This is a genomic window from Rhodovulum euryhalinum, assembly GCF_004342445.1.
GTDB lineage: Bacteria > Pseudomonadota > Alphaproteobacteria > Rhodobacterales > Rhodobacteraceae > Rhodovulum > Rhodovulum euryhalinum.
In genome coordinates this window covers 83,020-101,511 of the sequence record NZ_SLWW01000014.1, presented here as the reverse complement: position 1 = coordinate 101,511, position 18,492 = coordinate 83,020, and the positions used below count along the sequence as shown (strand labels likewise).

The 18,492-nt window shown below is 66.5% G+C and carries 14 protein-coding genes; 2 read left to right on the top strand and 12 right to left on the bottom strand.

All coding sequences use genetic code 11. The features are described 5' to 3' along the window. Positions 1-78: 78 nt before the first annotated feature. Complete coding sequence (locus EV655_RS15585; protein WP_132546286.1) at positions 79-1,821, top strand: PHA/PHB synthase family protein; 1,743 nt, start codon at positions 79-81, stop codon at positions 1,819-1,821. A 107-nt stretch (positions 1,822-1,928) separates the two neighbouring features. Here EV655_RS15585 and EV655_RS15580 read toward each other — a convergent pair whose 3' ends face one another. The 12 genes from EV655_RS15580 to EV655_RS15525 form a co-directional block, all read right to left on the bottom strand. Continuing rightward, positions 1,929-3,152, bottom strand: a complete 1,224-nt coding sequence (locus EV655_RS15580; RefSeq protein WP_132546285.1) for a phenylacetate--CoA ligase family protein — start codon at positions 3,150-3,152, stop codon at positions 1,929-1,931. Positions 3,153-3,213: 61 nt separating this feature from the next. Further along, a complete protein-coding gene (locus EV655_RS15575; RefSeq protein WP_132546284.1) occupies positions 3,214-4,038 on the bottom strand; it encodes an ABC transporter ATP-binding protein in 825 nt (274 codons plus the stop codon). Positions 4,039-4,109: 71 nt separating this feature from the next. Continuing rightward, complete coding sequence (locus EV655_RS15570; protein WP_132546283.1) at positions 4,110-5,390, bottom strand: ABC transporter substrate-binding protein; 1,281 nt, start codon at positions 5,388-5,390, stop codon at positions 4,110-4,112. Positions 5,391-5,456: 66 nt separating this feature from the next. Then, on the bottom strand, positions 5,457-6,533 hold the full coding sequence (locus EV655_RS15565) for a branched-chain amino acid ABC transporter permease (protein WP_132546282.1): 1,077 nt from the start codon (positions 6,531-6,533) through the stop codon (positions 5,457-5,459). A 1-nt stretch (position 6,534) separates the two neighbouring features. Next, positions 6,535-6,780, bottom strand: coding sequence for a hypothetical protein (locus EV655_RS15560; RefSeq protein WP_132546281.1), 246 nt, complete (start codon positions 6,778-6,780; stop codon positions 6,535-6,537). A gap of 2 nt (positions 6,781-6,782) precedes the next feature. Then, on the bottom strand, positions 6,783-7,778 hold the full coding sequence (locus tag EV655_RS15555) for a branched-chain amino acid ABC transporter permease (RefSeq protein ID WP_165905371.1): 996 nt from the start codon (positions 7,776-7,778) through the stop codon (positions 6,783-6,785). A 39-nt stretch (positions 7,779-7,817) separates the two neighbouring features. Further along, the gene (locus tag EV655_RS15550; protein WP_132546279.1) at positions 7,818-8,639 is read right to left on the bottom strand and encodes an ABC transporter ATP-binding protein; all 822 of its coding nucleotides are present in this window, start codon (positions 8,637-8,639) and stop codon (positions 7,818-7,820) included. Next, positions 8,636-10,798: an AMP-binding protein gene (locus EV655_RS15545; protein WP_132546278.1), complete on the bottom strand. Its 2,163-nt coding sequence runs from the start codon at positions 10,796-10,798 to the stop codon at positions 8,636-8,638. The genes EV655_RS15550 and EV655_RS15545 overlap by 4 nt, the downstream gene beginning before the upstream one ends. 302 nt (positions 10,799-11,100) lie before the next feature. Further along, positions 11,101-11,703: a LolA family protein gene (locus EV655_RS15540; RefSeq protein WP_132546277.1), complete on the bottom strand. Its 603-nt coding sequence runs from the start codon at positions 11,701-11,703 to the stop codon at positions 11,101-11,103. Between the two features lie 83 nt (positions 11,704-11,786). Further along, positions 11,787-14,501, bottom strand: coding sequence for a DNA translocase FtsK (locus tag EV655_RS15535; protein ID WP_132546276.1), 2,715 nt, complete (start codon positions 14,499-14,501; stop codon positions 11,787-11,789). A gap of 13 nt (positions 14,502-14,514) precedes the next feature. Further along, entirely contained in the window at positions 14,515-15,696 is a 1,182-nt protein-coding gene (locus EV655_RS15530) for an aminotransferase class I/II-fold pyridoxal phosphate-dependent enzyme (protein ID WP_132546275.1), read from the bottom strand. Positions 15,697-15,834: 138 nt separating this feature from the next. Then, the gene (locus EV655_RS15525) at positions 15,835-17,166 is read right to left on the bottom strand and encodes an amidase (RefSeq protein WP_132546274.1); all 1,332 of its coding nucleotides are present in this window, start codon (positions 17,164-17,166) and stop codon (positions 15,835-15,837) included. 87 nt (positions 17,167-17,253) lie between these two features. Here EV655_RS15525 and EV655_RS15520 point away from each other — a divergent pair, with 87 nt between their 5' ends. Continuing rightward, positions 17,254-18,480: an FAD-dependent monooxygenase gene (locus EV655_RS15520; protein WP_132546273.1), complete on the top strand. Its 1,227-nt coding sequence runs from the start codon at positions 17,254-17,256 to the stop codon at positions 18,478-18,480. The last annotated feature ends 12 nt before the right edge of the window (positions 18,481-18,492 follow it).

Here is an 18,492-nt window from a genome sequence, read left to right as displayed (position 1 = left end):
CTTCCCCGGCTGCTATCGCAGAACTGTCATACCGCTCCGGCACAACGAAGCGCGGCGGACGAGAGGCAGAGGCAGGCGATGACGACACCGAACGGGCACGGCGACAGACAGCACCCCTACGAGACGCTCGACCGGGCGAGCCGCGCACTGGCGGCGCGGCTTATCGGGGGCAGTTCGCCTACGGCGGCCGCCGCGGCCTGGGCCGACTGGGCCATCCATCTCGCACGCGCGCCGGGCCGCCAGCTCGAACTGGCCGAACACGGCATGCGAACGGCGTGGAAACTGGCCACCTACACGGCAACGGGCGGGCAAGGCGATGCGCCCTTCGCGCCCCGGCCGGGCGACAACCGCTTTGACCATCCCGGCTGGGACATGCCGCCCTTCAGCCTGTGGAAGCAGGGCTTCCTTGCCAGCCAGGACTGGTGGGACCGCGCCGCAGAACCCGCCCGCGGCACGTCCCGGCACAATGCCGACCGCGTGGCCTTCATGGCACGCCAGACGCTGGATCTGGTCTCGCCATCGAACTGGGTCCCGACCAATCCCGAGATCCTGCAGAAGACCGTCAAGGCGGGCGGCGCGAACCTTGTCCGGGGGGCGACGCGGTTCGCCGAAGACGCTGCCGCCCTGCTGTCCGGGGAAACCCCGGTACTGCATGGCGACTATGAGGTCGGCCGGAACCTCGCCTGCACACCGGGCGAGGTGGTCTATCGCAACGACCTGTTCGAACTGATCCAGTATGCGCCGACCACCGACAAGGTGCATCCCGAGCCGGTGCTGATCGTGCCCGCCTGGATCATGAAATACTACATTCTCGACCTGTCCCCCGAGAACTCGCTGATCCGCTATCTTGTCGGACAGGGGTTTACCGTGTTCGCGATGTCCTGGGTCAATCCGACCGCGGCGCATCGCGACGTGTCGCTGGACGACTACCGTCGGCTGGGGGTGATGGCGGCGATCGACGCGGTCAGCCGGATCGTGCCCGGCCCACGCATCCATGCCTGCGGCTATTGTCTCGGCGGCACGATCCTTGCCATCGCGGCAGCGACCATGGCGCGCGAGGTCGACGACCGGCTGGCGTCGATCACGTTGCTGGCGGCGCAGACCGATTTCACCGAGGCGGGGGAACTCATGCTGTTCCTCGACGAAAGCCAGGTGGCCTTCCTGGAAGACATGATGTGGGACCAGGGCTATCTGGACCAGAACCAGATGGCGGGCGCCTTCCGCGCGCTGCGGGCCGAGGAACTGATCTGGTCGCGCTCCGTCCGGCGTTATCTGCTGGGCGAGGACGAGCCGCAATTCGACATCTCGGTGTGGAACGCCGACGCTACACGCATGCCCGCGCGGATGCACGCGCAATACCTGCGGGCGCTGTTCATGGAGAACCGCCTGACCGCGGGCCGGTTTGCGGTCGATGGCCGCGTGATCGCACTCAAGGATATCGAGGCTCCGATGTTCGTCCTCGGAACCGAGAAGGACCATATCGCGCCTTGGCAATCGGTCTACAAGGCAACGCTGTTCACCGAGAACGAACTGACCTTCGTGCTGACCAGGGGCGGCCATAACGGCGGCATCCTGTCCGAACCCGGTCACAAGGGGCGGCACTACCGGATCGGGCACCGGACCCGGGACAAGAGCTACATGGATCCCAAGACCTGGTTTCAGCACCACCCCCCGCAGGAGGGGTCGTGGTGGCCGGAATGGGCAGCCTGGCTTGCCTCGAAAAGCGGTGCGGCTGACGTGCCTTCGCCCGCGATGGGCGCCCCCGAGGCCGGCCTGCCACCTCTCGGCCCGGCGCCGGGGATGTACGTTTTCCAGAAATAGCGCGGCCATTCACGCACCCGGGTCAACGGCGCGAAGACCCCGGCGGCAACATTCCTGATTGGTCCGCAAAGCAGAGATCGACACTCGATGCCTGCAAGTCCGGCGCCTCAGCCGTAGCTGCGCTGGTCGTCTATGACCTTGCCATCATTCGGCAGGCTGCCCGGCGGCACGAGTTCCACCTTGCCTTTGAGCTTGAGCACGGCCGCGACGCTCGCCTCATACGGAGCGGGGTCCGTCGCCGTCGTTTCGAGTTGAACGGTCATCGTGTCCATCTCGTCCTCGCGGCCCGCGATCACCCGGGCCCTCGCCACGTCGGGGTGGCGGGCGACGAGGTCGGCCACCTGTTCTGGGCGGACGAACATGCCCTTGATCTTGGTGGTCTGGTCCGCGCGGCCCATCCAGCCCTTGATCCGCATGTTGGTGCGCCCGCAGGGGGATATCCCCGGCAGCACGGCGGACAGATCGCCGGTGGCAAAGCGGATCAGCGGATAGTCGGGGTTGAGCGAGGTCACCACCACCTCGCCCACCTCGCCATCCGGCACCGGGTCGCCGGTGCCGGGGCGCACGATCTCGACGACCACTCCCTCGTCGACAATCATCCCCTCCATCGCGGGGCTTTCATAGGCGACATTGCCCAGATCGGCGGTGGCATAGCATTGCAGGACGGAAATCCCCCGATCCGCGTATTCCTGCCGCAGCGACGGGAAAAGCGCCCCGCCCGACACCGCAGCCCGGCGAATACGCGACAGGTCAAGCCCCATCTCGTTGGCCTTGTCGAGGATGACCTTGAGGTAATCCGGGGTCCCGGCATAGGCGGTCACGCCGACGTCATGGGCGGCGCGGGCCTGCAATTCGGTCTGGCCGGTGCCGGCGGGCAAAACGGCGGCACCCACCGCGCGGGCGGCGTTCTCGAACATCATTCCCGCAGGCGTCAGGTGGTAGCCGAAGCAGTTCTGCACGATGTCGCCTTCGCCGATCCCGCAGGCATGAACGAAGCGGCCGAGCCGCCACCAGTTGGTCGAGACGCAACCGGGTTCGTAGATCGGCCCGGGCGACTGGAAGACGTGGTCAAAGCCCGACGCCGGCCAGACGGTATAGCCGCCAAAGGGCGGGTGCGCCGCCTGGGCGCCCGTCAGCGCCGACTTGCGCAGGACCGGCAGCGTCGCCAGCGCCTCGCGCCCGGTGACCGAGTCCGGGTCGACTTCGGCCAGAGCCTTGGCATAGCCCGGCAGGGCCTTGGCCGCCGCGATCTGGGCGGGCAGGCACTGGGCCAGCGAGGCGGCGCGCTCGTCCGCCGAGCGCGTCTCGAGATCGTCGAAATGGGCGGTCATGGGATGTCCTTCCGGTCGCGGTTCGGGATCGCACAAAGGGTGCGCCGGGCCGCAGCCCGCGTCAACTGAGCCACCGCTTGCGGCGGCGATAGGACCGCACGTCGCGAAAGCTCTTGCGCCCCGTGTCGGACATGCCGAGGTAGAATTCCTTGACGTCCGGGTTCTCGCGCAAGTCCGCCGCGGGCCCGTCCATCACGATACGTCCGGATTCCAGGATATAGCCGTAATGGGCATAGCGCAGCGCCACGTTGGTGTTCTGCTCGGCCAGAAGAAAGGTCACCCCCTCGTTCTCGTTCACCGATTTCACGATCTCGAAGATCTGTTCGACAAGCTGCGGCGCCAGCCCCATGGACGGCTCGTCCAGCAGGATCGTCTCGGGGCGCGACATCAGCGCCCGGCCGATGGCCGTCATCTGCTGTTCACCGCCCGAGGTATAGCCCGCCTGGGATTTCCGCCGCTCCTTGAGGCGGGGGAAATAGGCATAGACCATCTCGAGGTCGGCCTGGATCGCGGCCTTGCCGTCGGTGCGGGTATAGGCCCCGGTCAAGAGGTTGTCCTCGACGGTCAGGTGCTCGAAGCAGTGCCGCCCCTCCATCACCTGGATCACGCCCAGCTTGACCAGATCCGAGGGGCCCAGATCCTGCACCCGTTCGCCGCGATAGAGGATCGAGCCCTTGGTGACCTCGCCCCGTTCGCTGTGCAACAGGTTCGAGATCGCCTTGAGAGTCGTCGTCTTGCCCGCCCCGTTGCCCCCCAACAGCGCGGTGATGCCCCCCTTGGGCACCGAGAGCGAGACGCCCTTCAGCACGAGGATCACGTGGTTGTAGATCACCTCGATGTTGTTCACTTCGAGAAGTGTCTCTTGGGTTCGGCCTGCGTCAAGCATCCCCGGGCGGTCCCTTCGAATTCCGGAAAACCCCGGCGCGGGCATCACGGCCCGCGCCGGAACGTGTCAGCTCACTCGCAGCGCAGCGACAGGTTGTTCTCGGCGACGTAGGCCATCGAGTCCTGTTCGACGAGCGGCGCGATGACCTCGTCATCGGGCGCGATATAATCGGTCAGCGCGACCCATTTGCCCTCGGCGGCATTCCACTGCTGGACGATGCCCATGCCCGAGCCGCCATGTTCAGCGCAGGTGACGCCGAATTCCGGCCCGATCCCCGGGGCGCCCAGGGCTTCCATGCTGGCGGCCGTCATCTCCAGCGCTTCCATGCCGTCGCGCATCATCTCGGCGGTGATGTCGGGGGTTCCGTGGATTTCCTGCGCCTTCTTGGCCGCCTCGACCGCCAGCATCGCGGCGTACATGCCCCTTGTATAGAGCACCTTGCCCACGTTCGAACCGTCGCCCGCGGCCAGGCCCTTGGCATGGACATGGGTCCTGATATCCTCGAACACCGGGTAATCGGCGATCCGGTTCATGTTCAGCGACTTGTAGCCATTGGCCGCGGCACCCGCCGGCGACACGTCATGTTCGGCGCCCGCCCACCAGTTGCCGATGAAGTTCTCCATCGGGAAACGGATGTTGGCGGCCTCCTGCACGGCGACCTGGTTCATCACGCCCCAGCCCCACATCAGCACGACATCGGGCCGTTCACGGCGGATCTGCAGCCATTGCGATTTCTGCTCCTGGCCGGGGCTGTCCACCGGGAGCAGGGTCAGGGTATAGCCATGCTTGGCGGCCAGCGCCTCGAGCGTCGGGATCGGCTCCTTGCCATAGGCCGAGTTGTGGTAGAGCAGCGCGATCTTCTTGCCTTCGAGGCTGCCGCCGTTCTCGTCCAGCAGGTAGTTGATCGCCACCGAAGCGGCGTCCCAGTAATTGGCGGGGTAGTTGAACACCCACTCGAACACCTTGCCGTTCGCGGCCGAGGTGCGGCCATAACCCATGGTGTGCAGCGGGATCTTGTCCGCCGAGACCTTCGGGATAAGCTGATAGGTGATACCGGTCGAGAGCGGCTGGTAGATCAACGCGCCTTCGCCCTTGGTCGCCTCGTAGCACTCGACCCCCTTCTCGGTGTTGTAGGCGGTCTCGCATTCGATCACCCGCGCCTTGACGCCGCCGATGCCGCCGTCGCGCTCGTTCATCAGGGTGAAATAGTCCTGGTAGCCGTCCGAAAACGGGATGCCGCCCGCGGCGAAGGGCCCGGTGCGATAGCTGAGATCGGGGAAAACGAGATCGGCCAGCGCCGGGCCCGCGGCCATCAGGGCGCCCAGCGCCACGGATGCCAGTTTCAGTTTCATGATGTCTCCTCCCATGAGTTCAGTCCGTTGCCGGGTTGGCCCGGCTTTCGCGCGTCTCCCCGTTCCCTAGTGCGGGAACGGCCAAAGCCTCAGTTTCTCCTTGCCGATCCGCCAGAGCTGCGCCAGCCCGTGCGGTTCCGCGATCAGGAAGACGATGATGAGCGCCCCCACGATCATCAACTCGATATGGGCCGCAAGGTCCGTGGGCCAGCCCAAGGTACCAACCAGCACGTTCTTGAGAAGCACCGGCAACAGCACCAGGAACGCCGCCCCCGCGAAGCTTCCGAATATCGATCCCAGCCCCCCGATGATCACCATGAACAGGATCAGGAAGGATTTCTGGATTCCGAACGCCTCGCCCACCTCGACCGCGCCAAGATAGACCGCGAAGAACAGGGCGCCCGCGATGCCGATGTAAAAGGACGACACCGCAAAGGCGGTCAGCTTGGCCTTGAGCGGGTTCACCCCGATGATCTCGGCCGCGATGTCCATGTCGCGGATCGCCATCCAGGACCGCCCGATCGTGCCGCGCGTCAGGTTCCGTGCAACCCATGCCAGCACCATCACGAACAGCAGGCAGACCAGGTATTTCGCCCAGGCCTCGGTATTGGGGCCGGTCACGGCGATGCCGAAGACGGTGCGTTCGGGCGCCGAGATCTGGCCCGAGGCCGAATAGTTGTAGAACCACGGCACCTTGTTGAAGAGCCAGACCAGGAAGAACTGCGCCGCCAGTGTCGCCACCGCGAGGTAGAACCCCTTGATCCTGAGGCTGGGCAGCCCGAACAGCACCCCCACAGCCGCCGTGATGAACCCCGCGGCGATCACGTGCAGGATGATGCTGACATCGGGAAATGCAGTCATCAGCTTGTAGCAGGAATAGGCCCCCACAGCCATGAAGCCGCCGGTACCCAGGCTGACCTGCCCGCAATAGCCGGTCAGGATGTTCAGACCGATCGCCGCGATCGCGTAGATCAGGAATGGCACCAGGATCGCGTTGGCCCAGTAGCTGTCGACGAAAAAGGGGATCACCGCGAAGGCGACCATAAGGACCGCGTAATAGCGATAGCGGTCGAACCGGATCGGAAAGGTCTGGCTGTCGTCCACGTAGGACGTCTTGAAGTCTCCGGCCTCGCGGTAGAACATCTCAGGCGATCTCCCTCGTCAAATGGCGCCGCCGCGATGCGCGCAGGCGCACCGGTTTCAGGTCCGGACGCTTGCCGCCGACGATCCGGACCCAGCACAACATTCCCGCAAGGAAGCCCGCAAAGGCGAGAACGGCGTAGGCGGCCGGCATCCAGGCCGCATCGTTCAGCGACGTCACGGCGAGGAAGGAAAAGGCGTAGAAGAATCCCCACCCGATGACGCAGGCGATGGCAAAGAACTTGTGCATGGTCAGACCCTTTCGATGATCTTCTCCCCGAACAGGCCCTGCGGCCTGAACACGAGGAAGATTAGGGCGAGGACATAGGCGAACCAGTTTTCGGTCGCGCCACCGATCATCGGGCCGATGGTGAATTCGAACAGCTTTTCGCCCACCCCGATGATAAGCCCGCCGACGATGGCGCCCGGAATAGAGGTGAAACCGCCCAGCATCAGCACCGGCAATGCCTTGAGCGCGATCAGCGACAGGCTGAACTGCACGCCGGATTTCGCGCCCCACATGATGCCCGCCACCAGCGCGACAAAGCCCGCGATGGACCACACCAGCACCCAGATGAACCGCAGCGAGATGCCGACCGACAGCGCCGCCTGGTGGTCGTCGGCCACCGCGCGCAACGCCCGGCCCTGCTTGGAATACTGCGAGAACAGCGTCAGCGAGATCACCAGGACCGCTGCCACCAGCGCCGCCACGATATCCAGCTTGTCGACGAAGAAGCCGTAGAACCCCTCGCCCCCCAGCACGGCCGATTTCTCCTCGACCCAGAGGCTTGCGCCCTGCGGCAGGCCCACGTCCAGCGTCTTGACGTCGGCCCCCCACATCACGTCGCCGAAGCCTTCCAGGAAATAGGCAAGCCCGATGGTGGCCATGAACAGGATGATCGGCTCCTGGTTCACCAGGTGTTTCAGGATGAACCGCTCGATCGCGATGGCGAGCAGGATCATCACCCCGACCGTCAGCAGGATCGCCAGGATCGCCGGCATCTGCCATCCGAAATGGTGCACATCCGTCCCGAGCGTCGCGTTGATGAGATGCGCAAACGGGATCTGCCCCTCCTGCAACCCCACCAGCGTCAGCGCCGCGAACAGCGCCAGCACGCCTTGGGCGTAGTTGAAGATGCCCGACGCCTTGAAGATCAGCACGAAGCCCAGCGCAACCAACGCGTAGAGCACGCCCGCCATCAGCCCGTTGATCATCACCTCGACGGCAAAAAGAAACTGGTCCGGCATCATCGGGTCTCCTTCCGGCGGCGGGCGCAGCCAAGGCACTCAGTCATGGCTGACCCCCAGATAGGCGGCGATCACTTCGGGGTTGGCGCGCACCTCGTCGGGCGGGCCGTCGCCGATCTTCTTGCCGTAGTCCATGACCACGACCCGGTCGGACAGGTCCATGACCACGCCCATGTCGTGCTCGATCAGCACGATGGTGGTGCCGAATTCGTCGTTCACGTCGAGGATGAAGCGGGACATGTCCTCCTTCTCCTCGACATTCATGCCCGCCATCGGCTCGTCCAGCAGCAGAAGCCGCGGTTCGGCCGCCAGCGCGCGCCCCAGTTCCACCCGCTTTTGCAGACCATAGGGCAGCCGGCCCACCGGCGTCTTGCGGATGTGCTGGATTTCGAGGAAGTCGATGATCTTCTCGACCGCCGCGCGGTGCTCGGACTCCTCGCGTTGCGCCTTGCCCCACCACATCGCCTGCGAGAAAAGCCCCGATTTCATCCGGGTGATGCGGCCCGTCATGATGTTGTCGAGCGTCGACATACCCGAGAACAGCGCGATGTTCTGGAAGGTCCGCGCGATCCCCTGCTGCGCGACCTGATAGGGCCGCATCTGCGGACGCTTCCTGCCCTCGAACCAGACCTCGCCCTCGGACGGCGTATAGAAGCCCGAGATGACGTTCAGCATCGAAGACTTGCCCGCGCCGTTCGGCCCGATGATCGCGCGGATCTCGCCTTCGCGGATGTCGAAGGAGATATCCTTGATCGCCACCACGCCGCCGAAGCGCAGCGTGATGTGTTTCAACTCCATCAGCACGCCCCCGATGGTGCGGCCGTCCTCGGTGACGTAGGGTTCAACACTGGCGATGTTCATGCGGCCACCTGCCCGGCCTGCGTCGGCGCCTTTACCTTCGCATCCCTGATCTGCAGCGTCGCCCGGATCTTGCCCTTGCGGCCATCCTCGTAGGTGACCTCGGTCTCGGTATAGACGCTGTCGGACCCGTCATAGAGGGCCGTCACCAGGTCGCCGAACTTCTCGGCGATGATGTTGCGGCGGACCTTGCGGGTGCGGGTCAGTTCGCCGTCGTCGGCGTCCAGTTCCTTGTGCAGGATCAGGAAGCGGTGGATCTGGCAGCCCGACAGCATCGGGTCCTCGGCCACCGACCGGTTCACTTCCTCGACATGGGCCTGGATCGTGTCCAGCACGCGGGGGTGGCCGGCCAGTTCCTGGTAGCTGGCATAGGCGATGTTGTTGCGCTCCGCCCAGTTGCCCACCGCCGTCAGGTCGATGTTGATAAAGGCCGTGCACATCTCGCGGCCCGCGCCAAAGACCACGGCCTCGAGGATGTCGGGATAGAATTTCAGCTTGTTCTCGACGTATTTCGGCGCGAAGAGGCGGCCGTCGGCCATCTTGCCCACGTCCTTGGCCCGGTCGATGATCCGCAGGTGCCCGGTGCCTTCCTCGAAGAACCCGGCATCGCCGGTGGCCACCCAGCCCTCCGGGTCCTTGGTGGACGCGGTCGACTCGGCGTTCTTGTAGTATTCGACGAATGTGCCGGGCGAGCGGTAGAACACCTCGCCGTTCTCGGCGATCTTCACCTCCACCCCCGGCGACGGCACGCCGACCGTGTCCGACCGGACCTGCCCATCGGGCTGCTGGGTGATGAAGACCGATGCCTCGGTCTGGCCGTAAAGCTGTTTGAGGTTGATCCCCAGCGAGCGGTAGAAATCGAAGATCTCGGGGCCGATCGCCTCTCCGGCGGTATAGGCCACGCGGATGCGCGACAATCCCAGCGTGTTCTTGAGCGGCCCGTAGACCAGCACGTCGCCCGTCCGGTACTCGAAATAGTCCCGCAGGGGCTGCGGGTAGAGGTTCAGCAGCGGCCCGCGCGCCTTGAAGTATTTCCGCGCCTCGATGGGATGACGCAACCGCACGAAAAAGCCGCGCACTGCATTCTCGACGATGGTCTCGACGGCAAAGCCGATCCCCATGGCATAGCGGTAGATCCAGCGCGCCCGACGCCTCAGCGTCGGCCTGGACTGCTGCCTGCGGTAGCGCGGCATCCCGTAGGTCTCGCCCGTGCCCTTGGCGAACTCCATGAAATGGTGGAACAGCGCGTGTTTCAGGTCGCCCGCATCCTCCATCCGGATCATCACGTTGGTCAGCATCGTCTCGAAGATGCGCGGCGGCGCGAAGAAGTAGGTGGGCCCGATCTCGCGCAGGTCGGTCATCATCGTGTCGGGGCTTTCGGGGCAGTTCACGCAGAACCCGGCCACCATCGCCTGTCCGATCGAGAAGATGAAATCGCCCACCCAGGCCATCGGCAGATAGGCAAGCACCTCCTCGTCCTGGCCCAGATTGTCGAACGCGACCGAGGCCTTGGCCGTCTCGATGATGTTGCGGTTCGACAGCACAACGCCCTTGGGCTTGCCGGTGGTGCCGGAGGTGTAGAGCATCACGCAGGTCGAGTCCCAGGTGAGTTCGGCGATCCGCCGCTCCAGCTCCGGCTCCAGCCGGGCGTGGGCGACGCGCCCCTCTTCCTCGATGTCCTTCAACCAGTTCAGGTGCGTGTGATCATATTTCCGCATGCCTCGATTGTCGTTGTAGAGAACATGCTCGATCTGGTGGACGCGGTCCTGGACCTCGATGACCTTGTCCACCTGCTCCTGGTCGCCGCAGACGACGAAACGGGCGCCGCAATGGTCCAGCACATAGGCCATCTCTTCGGCCACCGCATCCTGGTAGAGCGGCACCGGGATCGCGCCGCACATCTGCGCGGCAACCATGGCCCAGTAATGCGCAGGCCGGTTGCGTCCGATGACCGCGACGTATTCGCCGCGCTCGATTCCCAGCGCGAGCAGACCCATGGCGGTCGCGCGGATTTCATCGTTGGCCTCGGCCCAGGTCCAGCACTGCCAGATGCCGAATTCCTTTTCGCGATAGGCGGGCTTGTCGCCATACTGCCGCACATTCCGGGCAAGATATGCCGGAATGGAACAAAGCTCGTCCGTGGACGCGCCGCGTGGTGCCAAGACTGCCTCCTCCCCTGTGCCAAGCTACCCGAACAACCCCGCGCGCTCCGCAGGGCCGTTCCGTTACCTCGGCATGACCGATTTTCCGGCCTCGCCGGCGGCCTTGATCCGCCGAAATTCCCTCGTATCGCCCCGGCTTGCTCTGGCCGCACCAGCCTCCTCCGAACCGGGACAGGTGGACATTTGCGCATGGCAAAGAGGCGGTCAAGCAAAAGGTTAGAAAATTGCGCGTGGCGCGAGATCGCGCGGATGCCGAACGGAACCGGCCCGGTTCGAGGCTTGCCGAAAGGCCGCGCGCGGGGCTAGCGCCCGCCCATCCGCTCGGCCGTTTCCTGGACGATGTTGAACATCCGGGACGACATCGACACGCCTGTCCTCATTTCGCCCAGGATCACCGCCGTGGCCTGCCCGGTGTCGTCGGTGATCACCCATTGCCGCAACTCGACCGGGTTGCCGGTGAAGACGAGCGCGATGGTGCCGTATTCGGGATGCTCTGGATCCTGCGCGATGACCCGGGTCGAGGTCGCGTCGCCGTCATGGCCGACCACCATCCGCGCGCGCGACAGGTTGACGTTGCGTTCGAGGATGATGTTCAGCGGCGTCTTCGCCAGCGGATACTGTTCGGGTGGCTGATTCGACTTGGCATCGAAGATCGCCACCTGCCCCCCGCCGGCGATCACCAGCCCCTCGTTCGGCGGGTTGTACTCGAACCGCGCCCGTCCCGGCCGGTTGATCGACAGCCGACCGGTCGAGATCGAGCCGTCCGGGTTCACCTGGGTGAAGTCGGCCTCGGCCGTCACAAAACTGTTGAGATAGGCCGAGATCGCCGGCAGCGGGATCCTGTCGGCAAGGCCGGGGGCCGCGGCGGCGGCCCAGAGGGCAAGACCAAGGGCGAGGCGTTTCATCATGGCGGCAATCTAGGCGCGTCCGCGGCGCAATGCATCTGCCAATCCGTCACGATTGGGCGAGGGGCGCGGCCCGCCGCCGATCACCCCTGCTCGGGCACCAGGATCTCTCGCTTGCCCACGTGGTTGGCGGGGCTGACCACGCCCTGTTCTTCCATCTGCTCGACCAGCCGCGCGGCCTTGTTGTAGCCGATGGCCAGCTTGCGCTGGATGTAGGAGGTCGAACACTTGCGGTCCTTCAGCACGATCGCCACCGCCTGGTCGTAAAGCGCGTCGTCGCCATCGGTATTGCCGCCCAGACCCAACACCAGGTCGATGTCGCCTTCCCGGTCCTCGTCCGGTCCCTCGACCACGCTGCCGACATAGTCGGGCGGGCCGAAACCCTTCAGATAGGTGACGATCTCTTCCACCTCCTCGTCGGACACGAACGGCCCGTGGACGCGGCTGATCCGCCCGCCACCCGCCATGTAGAGCATGTCGCCCATGCCCAGCAGCTGTTCCGCCCCCTGCTCGCCGAGGATCGTGCGGCTGTCGATCTTGCCGGTCACCTGAAAGGAAATCCGGGTGGGGAAGTTCGCCTTGATCGTGCCGGTGATGACGTCGACCGAGGGGCGCTGGGTGGCCATGATCAGGTGGATCCCCGAGGCCCGCGCCATCTGGGCCAGCCGCTGGATGCAGGCCTCGATTTCCTTGCCGGCGACCATCATAAGGTCGGCCATCTCGTCGACGATCACGACGATATAGGGCAGGGTCCGGGGCTGGAATTCCTCGGTCTCGAAGACCGGCTCTCCGGTCTCGTCGCCAAAACCGGTCTGCACCGTGCGCTTGAACATCTCGCCACGCGAGAGCGCATCCTGCACCCGGCCATTATAGCCCTCGATGTTGCGCACGCCCATCTTGGACATCTTGCGGTAGCGCTCTTCCATCTCGCCGACGACCCATTTCAGCGCGACAACGGCCTTTTTCGGGTCGGTCACAACGGGCGACAGCAGGTGCGGGATGCCGTCATAGACGGACAGTTCCAGCATCTTCGGGTCGATCATGATCAACCGGCATTCCTCGGGCGTCAGCTTGTACAACAGCGACAGGATCATCGTGTTGATCGCCACCGACTTGCCCGAGCCCGTGGTTCCCGCGATCAGCAGGTGGGGCATCTTGGCCAGGTTCGCCACCACCGGATCGCCCCCGATATCCTTGCCCAGCGCCAGCGGCAGCCGCATCGCGCTGTCGCCGAAATGGCGCGACGCGAGGATTTCCCGCAGCACCACCTTTTCGCGGTGGACATTCGGCAGCTCGATCCCGATCACGCTGCGCCCCGGCACGGTCGAGACGCGCGCCGACAGGGCCGACATCGACCGCGCGATGTCGTCGGCCAGTCCGATCACCCGGCTGGCCTTGAGCCCCGGCGCGGGTTCCAGTTCGTACATGGTGACGACGGGGCCCGGGCGGACGCTGACGATCTCGCCCTTGACGCCATAGTCGTCCAGCACGTTCTCCAGCATCCGCGCGTTTTCCTCCAGCGCCTCGTCGGACAGCACATGGCGCTGCACCGCGTCGGCGCTGGCCAGCAGCGAGAGGGGCGGGTGTTCGTAGCCGCCCATCGGGTCGTCGAACCGCAGCGCGGGTTGCACCTCGTCCTGTGCCCGGCGCGACGGCGCGGCGGGCTTGCGCGCGGGGTGCTGGACCACGCGGCGCGGTTCCTCGACCTGTACGCGGGGGATCGCCACCTGTTCGGGGTCCGCCATGGCGGTCAGGGTCGGTTCGCCCGGCAGAGCGTCGAACGTGACGGCCGAACCGCGCAGCACCGGGGGTTCGGTACGGAAAACCGGGGGCTCGTGGCGCGTGCGGTTGCGGATCACATCGGCGATGCGGGCCTTGATCCGGTCCTCGGAGATCGGGCCGATCTCGTCCGCCTCGGCGGGCAGGTCGCGCTCGACCAGTTCCATTTCGGGATCGGCCACCCGGCGGCGCAGACCGGGCACCCGCGCCAGCAGTCCGGTGCGGACGCGCGGCTGCTCGTCCTCGGGCGCCCAGCCGCGGGTCGCCACAACGGGTTCCGCGTGGCTCGCCCGGGCGGGCAACGCCGCGCCGCCGCGCCGGGCCTGAATGTTCTCGCCCAACCGCAGGCCCGCGGCCAGCGCCCCGCGCGCCGATTGCCCTGCCAGACGCCGCAGCCCCGCATAGCTCAGGATCACGCCGATCAGCAGGAATCGGCCGAACCGGCGCAACTCGTCCCGGTCGACGCCCAGCACGAAAAGCGCCATTCCCAGCGCAGCCAGCCAGACCAGCCCCGCCACGACGCGCAGGCCAAAGACCGTATCGACCGGCGCGACACCAAGGATTGCGCCCAGCACCGTATCGCCGAACAGCCCGCCCATACCGAAGCTGTGGGTCCAACTCGCAGGCGGCACATGGGTCGAGGCATAGACCGCAGCCAGCGCCACGGCCACGGGCGCCAGGATCAGCCGCGACAGCGCACGCTCTTCGCCCCAGTGACCGGCAAGGCGCAGCCCCCAGACCGCCGGAATCGCGGCCAGACCCCAGGCGCCCCAGCCAATGATGATGAACAAGGGCGAGGCGATCGAGGCGCCGAAGCGGCCCAACAAGTTCTCGGCCGGCGCATCCGTCGCCGAAAGCCAGCTCGGGTCATCTGGCACGTAGCTGCCCAGGATCGCCGCCATCACCAGCGCCGCGCCGATCAGGGTAAAGCCAAGCAGTTCCTTGCCGCGCCGCTCGATCGCCGCCTGGACGTTGGAGTCGAGAAGCGGTTCGCGCCGTTTCATCTGATACGAAGCCATACCGTTGCCGTCCTTACCCGTAGAGGCAGTCACGAAGCCGCATCAGCCCGTGCCGCATTTCTTGTTCTGGGGCGACCATCGCGACGCGGATATAGCCCGCGCCCGGATTGTCGCCGTTCACCGCACGCGAGAGATAGGCGCCGGGCAGCACCCGCACCCCGGTCTCGCGCCACGCCTTCAGCGCGGCCGCCTCGCCGTCGGGCACGGGCAGCCACAGGAAGAACCCCGCCTGCGGCGGGTGATAGCCGGACACATCACCGAAAATCTCGTCAGCGATCGCGTATTTGCGCTGGTAAAGCGCCCGGCTCGCCGCGACATGCGCCTCGTCCGCCCAGACCTGTTCGGCCACCCTTTGCAGCGGCAGCGGCAGCGGCGCGCCCGCATAGGACCGCAGCCTCTTGATGTGGGCAAGGCTCTCGGGTCCGCCCGCGCAGAAGCCGGAACGCAGCCCCGGCAGGTTCGACCGTTTCGACAGCGAATGGAACACCACCACCCGTTCCGGATCGGCGCCGATCTCGCGGGCGACCTCCAGCGCGCCGGGGGGCGGCGTGTCGCGGTAGACCTCGGAATAGCACTCGTCCGCGAAGATCCGGAAGTCGTGCCTTTCGGCCAACCGGATCAGATCGGCCCAATAGCCCCGGTCCGCAACCGCGCCCTGCGGGTTCGAGGGCGAGCAAAGCCAGGCGATCGCCACCCGGTCCAACAGTTCGGGCGGCAACGCCGCGTAATCCGGCAGAAAGCCGGATTCGGCCGTGGCGGGCAGGTAGACAGGTTCGACCGCCAGCGCCAGGGCGGCCACCGCGTAGACCTGGTAGAACGGGTTCGGGATCAGCATCGCGGGACGCTGGCCCCGCTTTTCCTCGGGGCAGAGCGCCAGCGCGGCGTTGAACAACCCCTCGCGCGTGCCGTTCAGGGGGGCGATCTGCGTCGCGGGGTTGAGCCGGACGCCATAGCGGCGTTCAACCCAGGCGGCTATCGCGGACAACAGTTCCGGCGTACCCTCGTTCGGAGGATACCTGCCGAACTCGGCCACATGCCCGGCCACGATCCCCGCCACCCAGTCGGGAAACGCGTGCTGCGGCTCGCCGATGGTCATGTGCACGACGGCACCGCCGGGCACGTGGGCATCCAGCAACCGCCGCAACCGCGGGAATGCGTAATCTGGCAGGTTCGAAAACCGCTCGGGAAAGGTCATGGACCCCTGTCTGTCTGTACTGCCTCGGGTCGGGGTCGTCTTGTCGCGCCCCGTTTGTCCAGCAAGATACCGGCTGGATCGCCCCCGGTCCAGAAAAACGCCCGCTCCCCCTCAGCTTGAGGGGCGAAGTTGTGGCATTTAGGCCAGCGCCGCCTCGGCCGCCGCCCCCAAGCGCAGCAACCGTTCCTCGGACATCGGCGGCCCCATCAGCGAAACGCCGGTAGAGGGCACGCCGGTCGGCAGGGTCAGCACCGCCAGCCCCATCAGGTTGCCGATCCGGGTATTTCTCAACGTCATCAGGTTCTCGGCCACGAAGAACCCGGGATCGGCCATCAGGGCCTCGACCTTGGGCGGCAGGATCGGGCAGGTGGGAACGAGGACGGCGTCGAACCCGGCGGTCGCGGCCGCATAGGCCGCGCGCAGCCGACCGAGCCTCTGCCACGCGGCGACATAATCGGCGCCCGAATGATCGCGCCCGCCGCGGAACCGTTTCAGGATCTCGGGATACATCTTGCCGGGCGCGGCCTCGATCGTCGCAGCCCAGGTTCCATAGGCCTCGGTCGCGAACAGAACGCCCGAAAGGCCGATCGCCTCGGCCACTTCCGGAATGTCGCCACGCAGGATGGTCGCCCCCGCCTGCGCCAAACGGTCGAGTGCGTGTTCGAACCCGGCCCGCGGCGCCTCGCGGATGTCGTCCAGGGCGACCGTGTCCAGCACCATCAGCCGCGCGCCCTTCAGCGTCGCGCCGGTCAGATCGGCAGGCTTGCCGCCCTCCAGCGCGGCCAGCAGCAGCGCCGCATCGTCGACATTGTGCGTCAGCGGCCCCACCGTATCGAATTTCGGGCAAAGCGGCACGACCCCAGTCAACGACAGCCGCCGGGCCCCCGTCTTCAGCCCCACCAGATCGTTCCAGACCGCAGGCACCCGAACCGATCCGCCGGTGTCCGACCCGATCCCGCCTGCCGCCAACCCGAACGCAACCGAGGTCGCCGCCCCCGACGACGAGCCACCCGGCGCGGCGTCGGGATCATGCACATTGGGCGGGGTCGCGGTCACCGGGTTCAGCCCGAGGCCGGAAAAGGCAAGCTCGGTCATGTGCGTCTTGCCAAGGCAGATCAGCCCGGCGGCGGTGGCGTTGGCCAACACCTCGGCATCGCGGTCGGGCACGCGCCCGGCCAGCAGCGCCGAACCCGCCTCGGTCGCAACGCCCGCGGTGTCGAACAGGTCCTTCCACGAGATCGGCACACCGTCGAGCGGCCCGAGGCGATGCCCCGTCTTCGCACGGGCGCGCGCTGCCTCGGCCTCGGCCAGCGCGCGGGCACGGGTCAGGCGTGCATAGATGCGCTCGGCGGCAGGATGTGCCATGATCGCATCGAGGAACGCGGCCGTCAGGTCGACCGGGTCGATCCGGCCTGCACCGATACCCTGCCCCAGCGCCCCCGCGCTCATCGTCCGCCAGTCGCCCGCCATTGCCCGCCTCCCGCTTTTGTGGATGGCGCGAGGCTAGCGGGCGCCGCGCTTATGGACAATCCCGCGCGCACCGCCATATAGCGGGGCATGGCGTTCGATTCCGATATCCTGATCGTGGGCGCGGGGCTGAATGGCCCGGCGCTTGCCCTTGCGCTGGCCCAGGGCGGGCTGTCCGTCACCGTGATCGACGCGCTGCCCGAGGCGGCCCGTGCCCAGGACCGCTTTGACGGGCGCGCCTATGCATTGGCGCTGGCCTCGATGCGCCTGCTGAAGGCGATCGGCATCTGGGGCAAGGTGCATGCCCAAAGTCAGCCGATTCTCGAGATCGTCGCCTCGGACGGCCGTGCGGGCGAAGGCCCTGCACCCTTCTTCCTGGATTTCCACCATGGCGAGATCGAGGAAGGCCCGATGGGTTACATGCTGGAGGATCGCTACCTGCGCGGTGCCTTCCTCGACGCGATGGCGGCCGAGCCCCGCATCGCAACGCTTTCGGGCGAGACGGTCGTCGCGCAGGAAACGGACGCGACCGGCGTCATCGTGACGCTCGCCTCGGGCCGGACACTCCGGGGCCGGGTTCTGGTGGGCTGTGACGGGCGGCGGTCGGGCACGGCTGAACGCGCCGGCATCAAGCGCACCGGTTGGGATTACGGGCAAACCGCGCTGGTCTGCGCCATCGGCCATGAACTCCCGCATAACGGCACCGCGCACCAGTTCTTCATGCCGCCGGGACCGCTGGCGATCCTGCCGCTGCCGGGCAACCGGTCCTCGATCGTCTGGAGCGAGACGCATGCGAACGCCGCCGCGATACAAGGTCTGGACGATGCGGGCTATCTGGCGGCGCTGCGCCCCCGCTTCGGCGATTTCCTGGGCGAGATCACGCTGGAAGGCGAGCGTTTCACCTATCCGCTGAACCTGACCATCGCGACCGCCTTCGTCGCGCCCCGTGTGGCGCTGTTGGGCGATGCGGCGCACGGCGTCCACCCGATCGCGGGGCAGGGGCTGAACCTCGGGCTGCGCGATGTGGGCGCGCTGGCCCAGGTGCTGGTCGAGGCGAAACGGCGCGGCGAGGATATCGGCGCGATCGACGTGCTGGAGCGTTACCAGATCTGGCGGCGCTTCGACACGACGCTGATGGCGGCCGGCACTGATGCCGTCAACAAACTGTTTTCCAACGACAACCCTATTCTGCGGCTCGGCCGCGACTTGGGAATGGGCGCGGTCAACGCGCTTCCCGGTCTGCGCCGCCGCTTCATCCGCGAGGCCGCCGGTCTGACCGGCGACCTGCCGCGGCTGATGACCGGCCGGCCGCTTTAGGCGGCGGCCCCA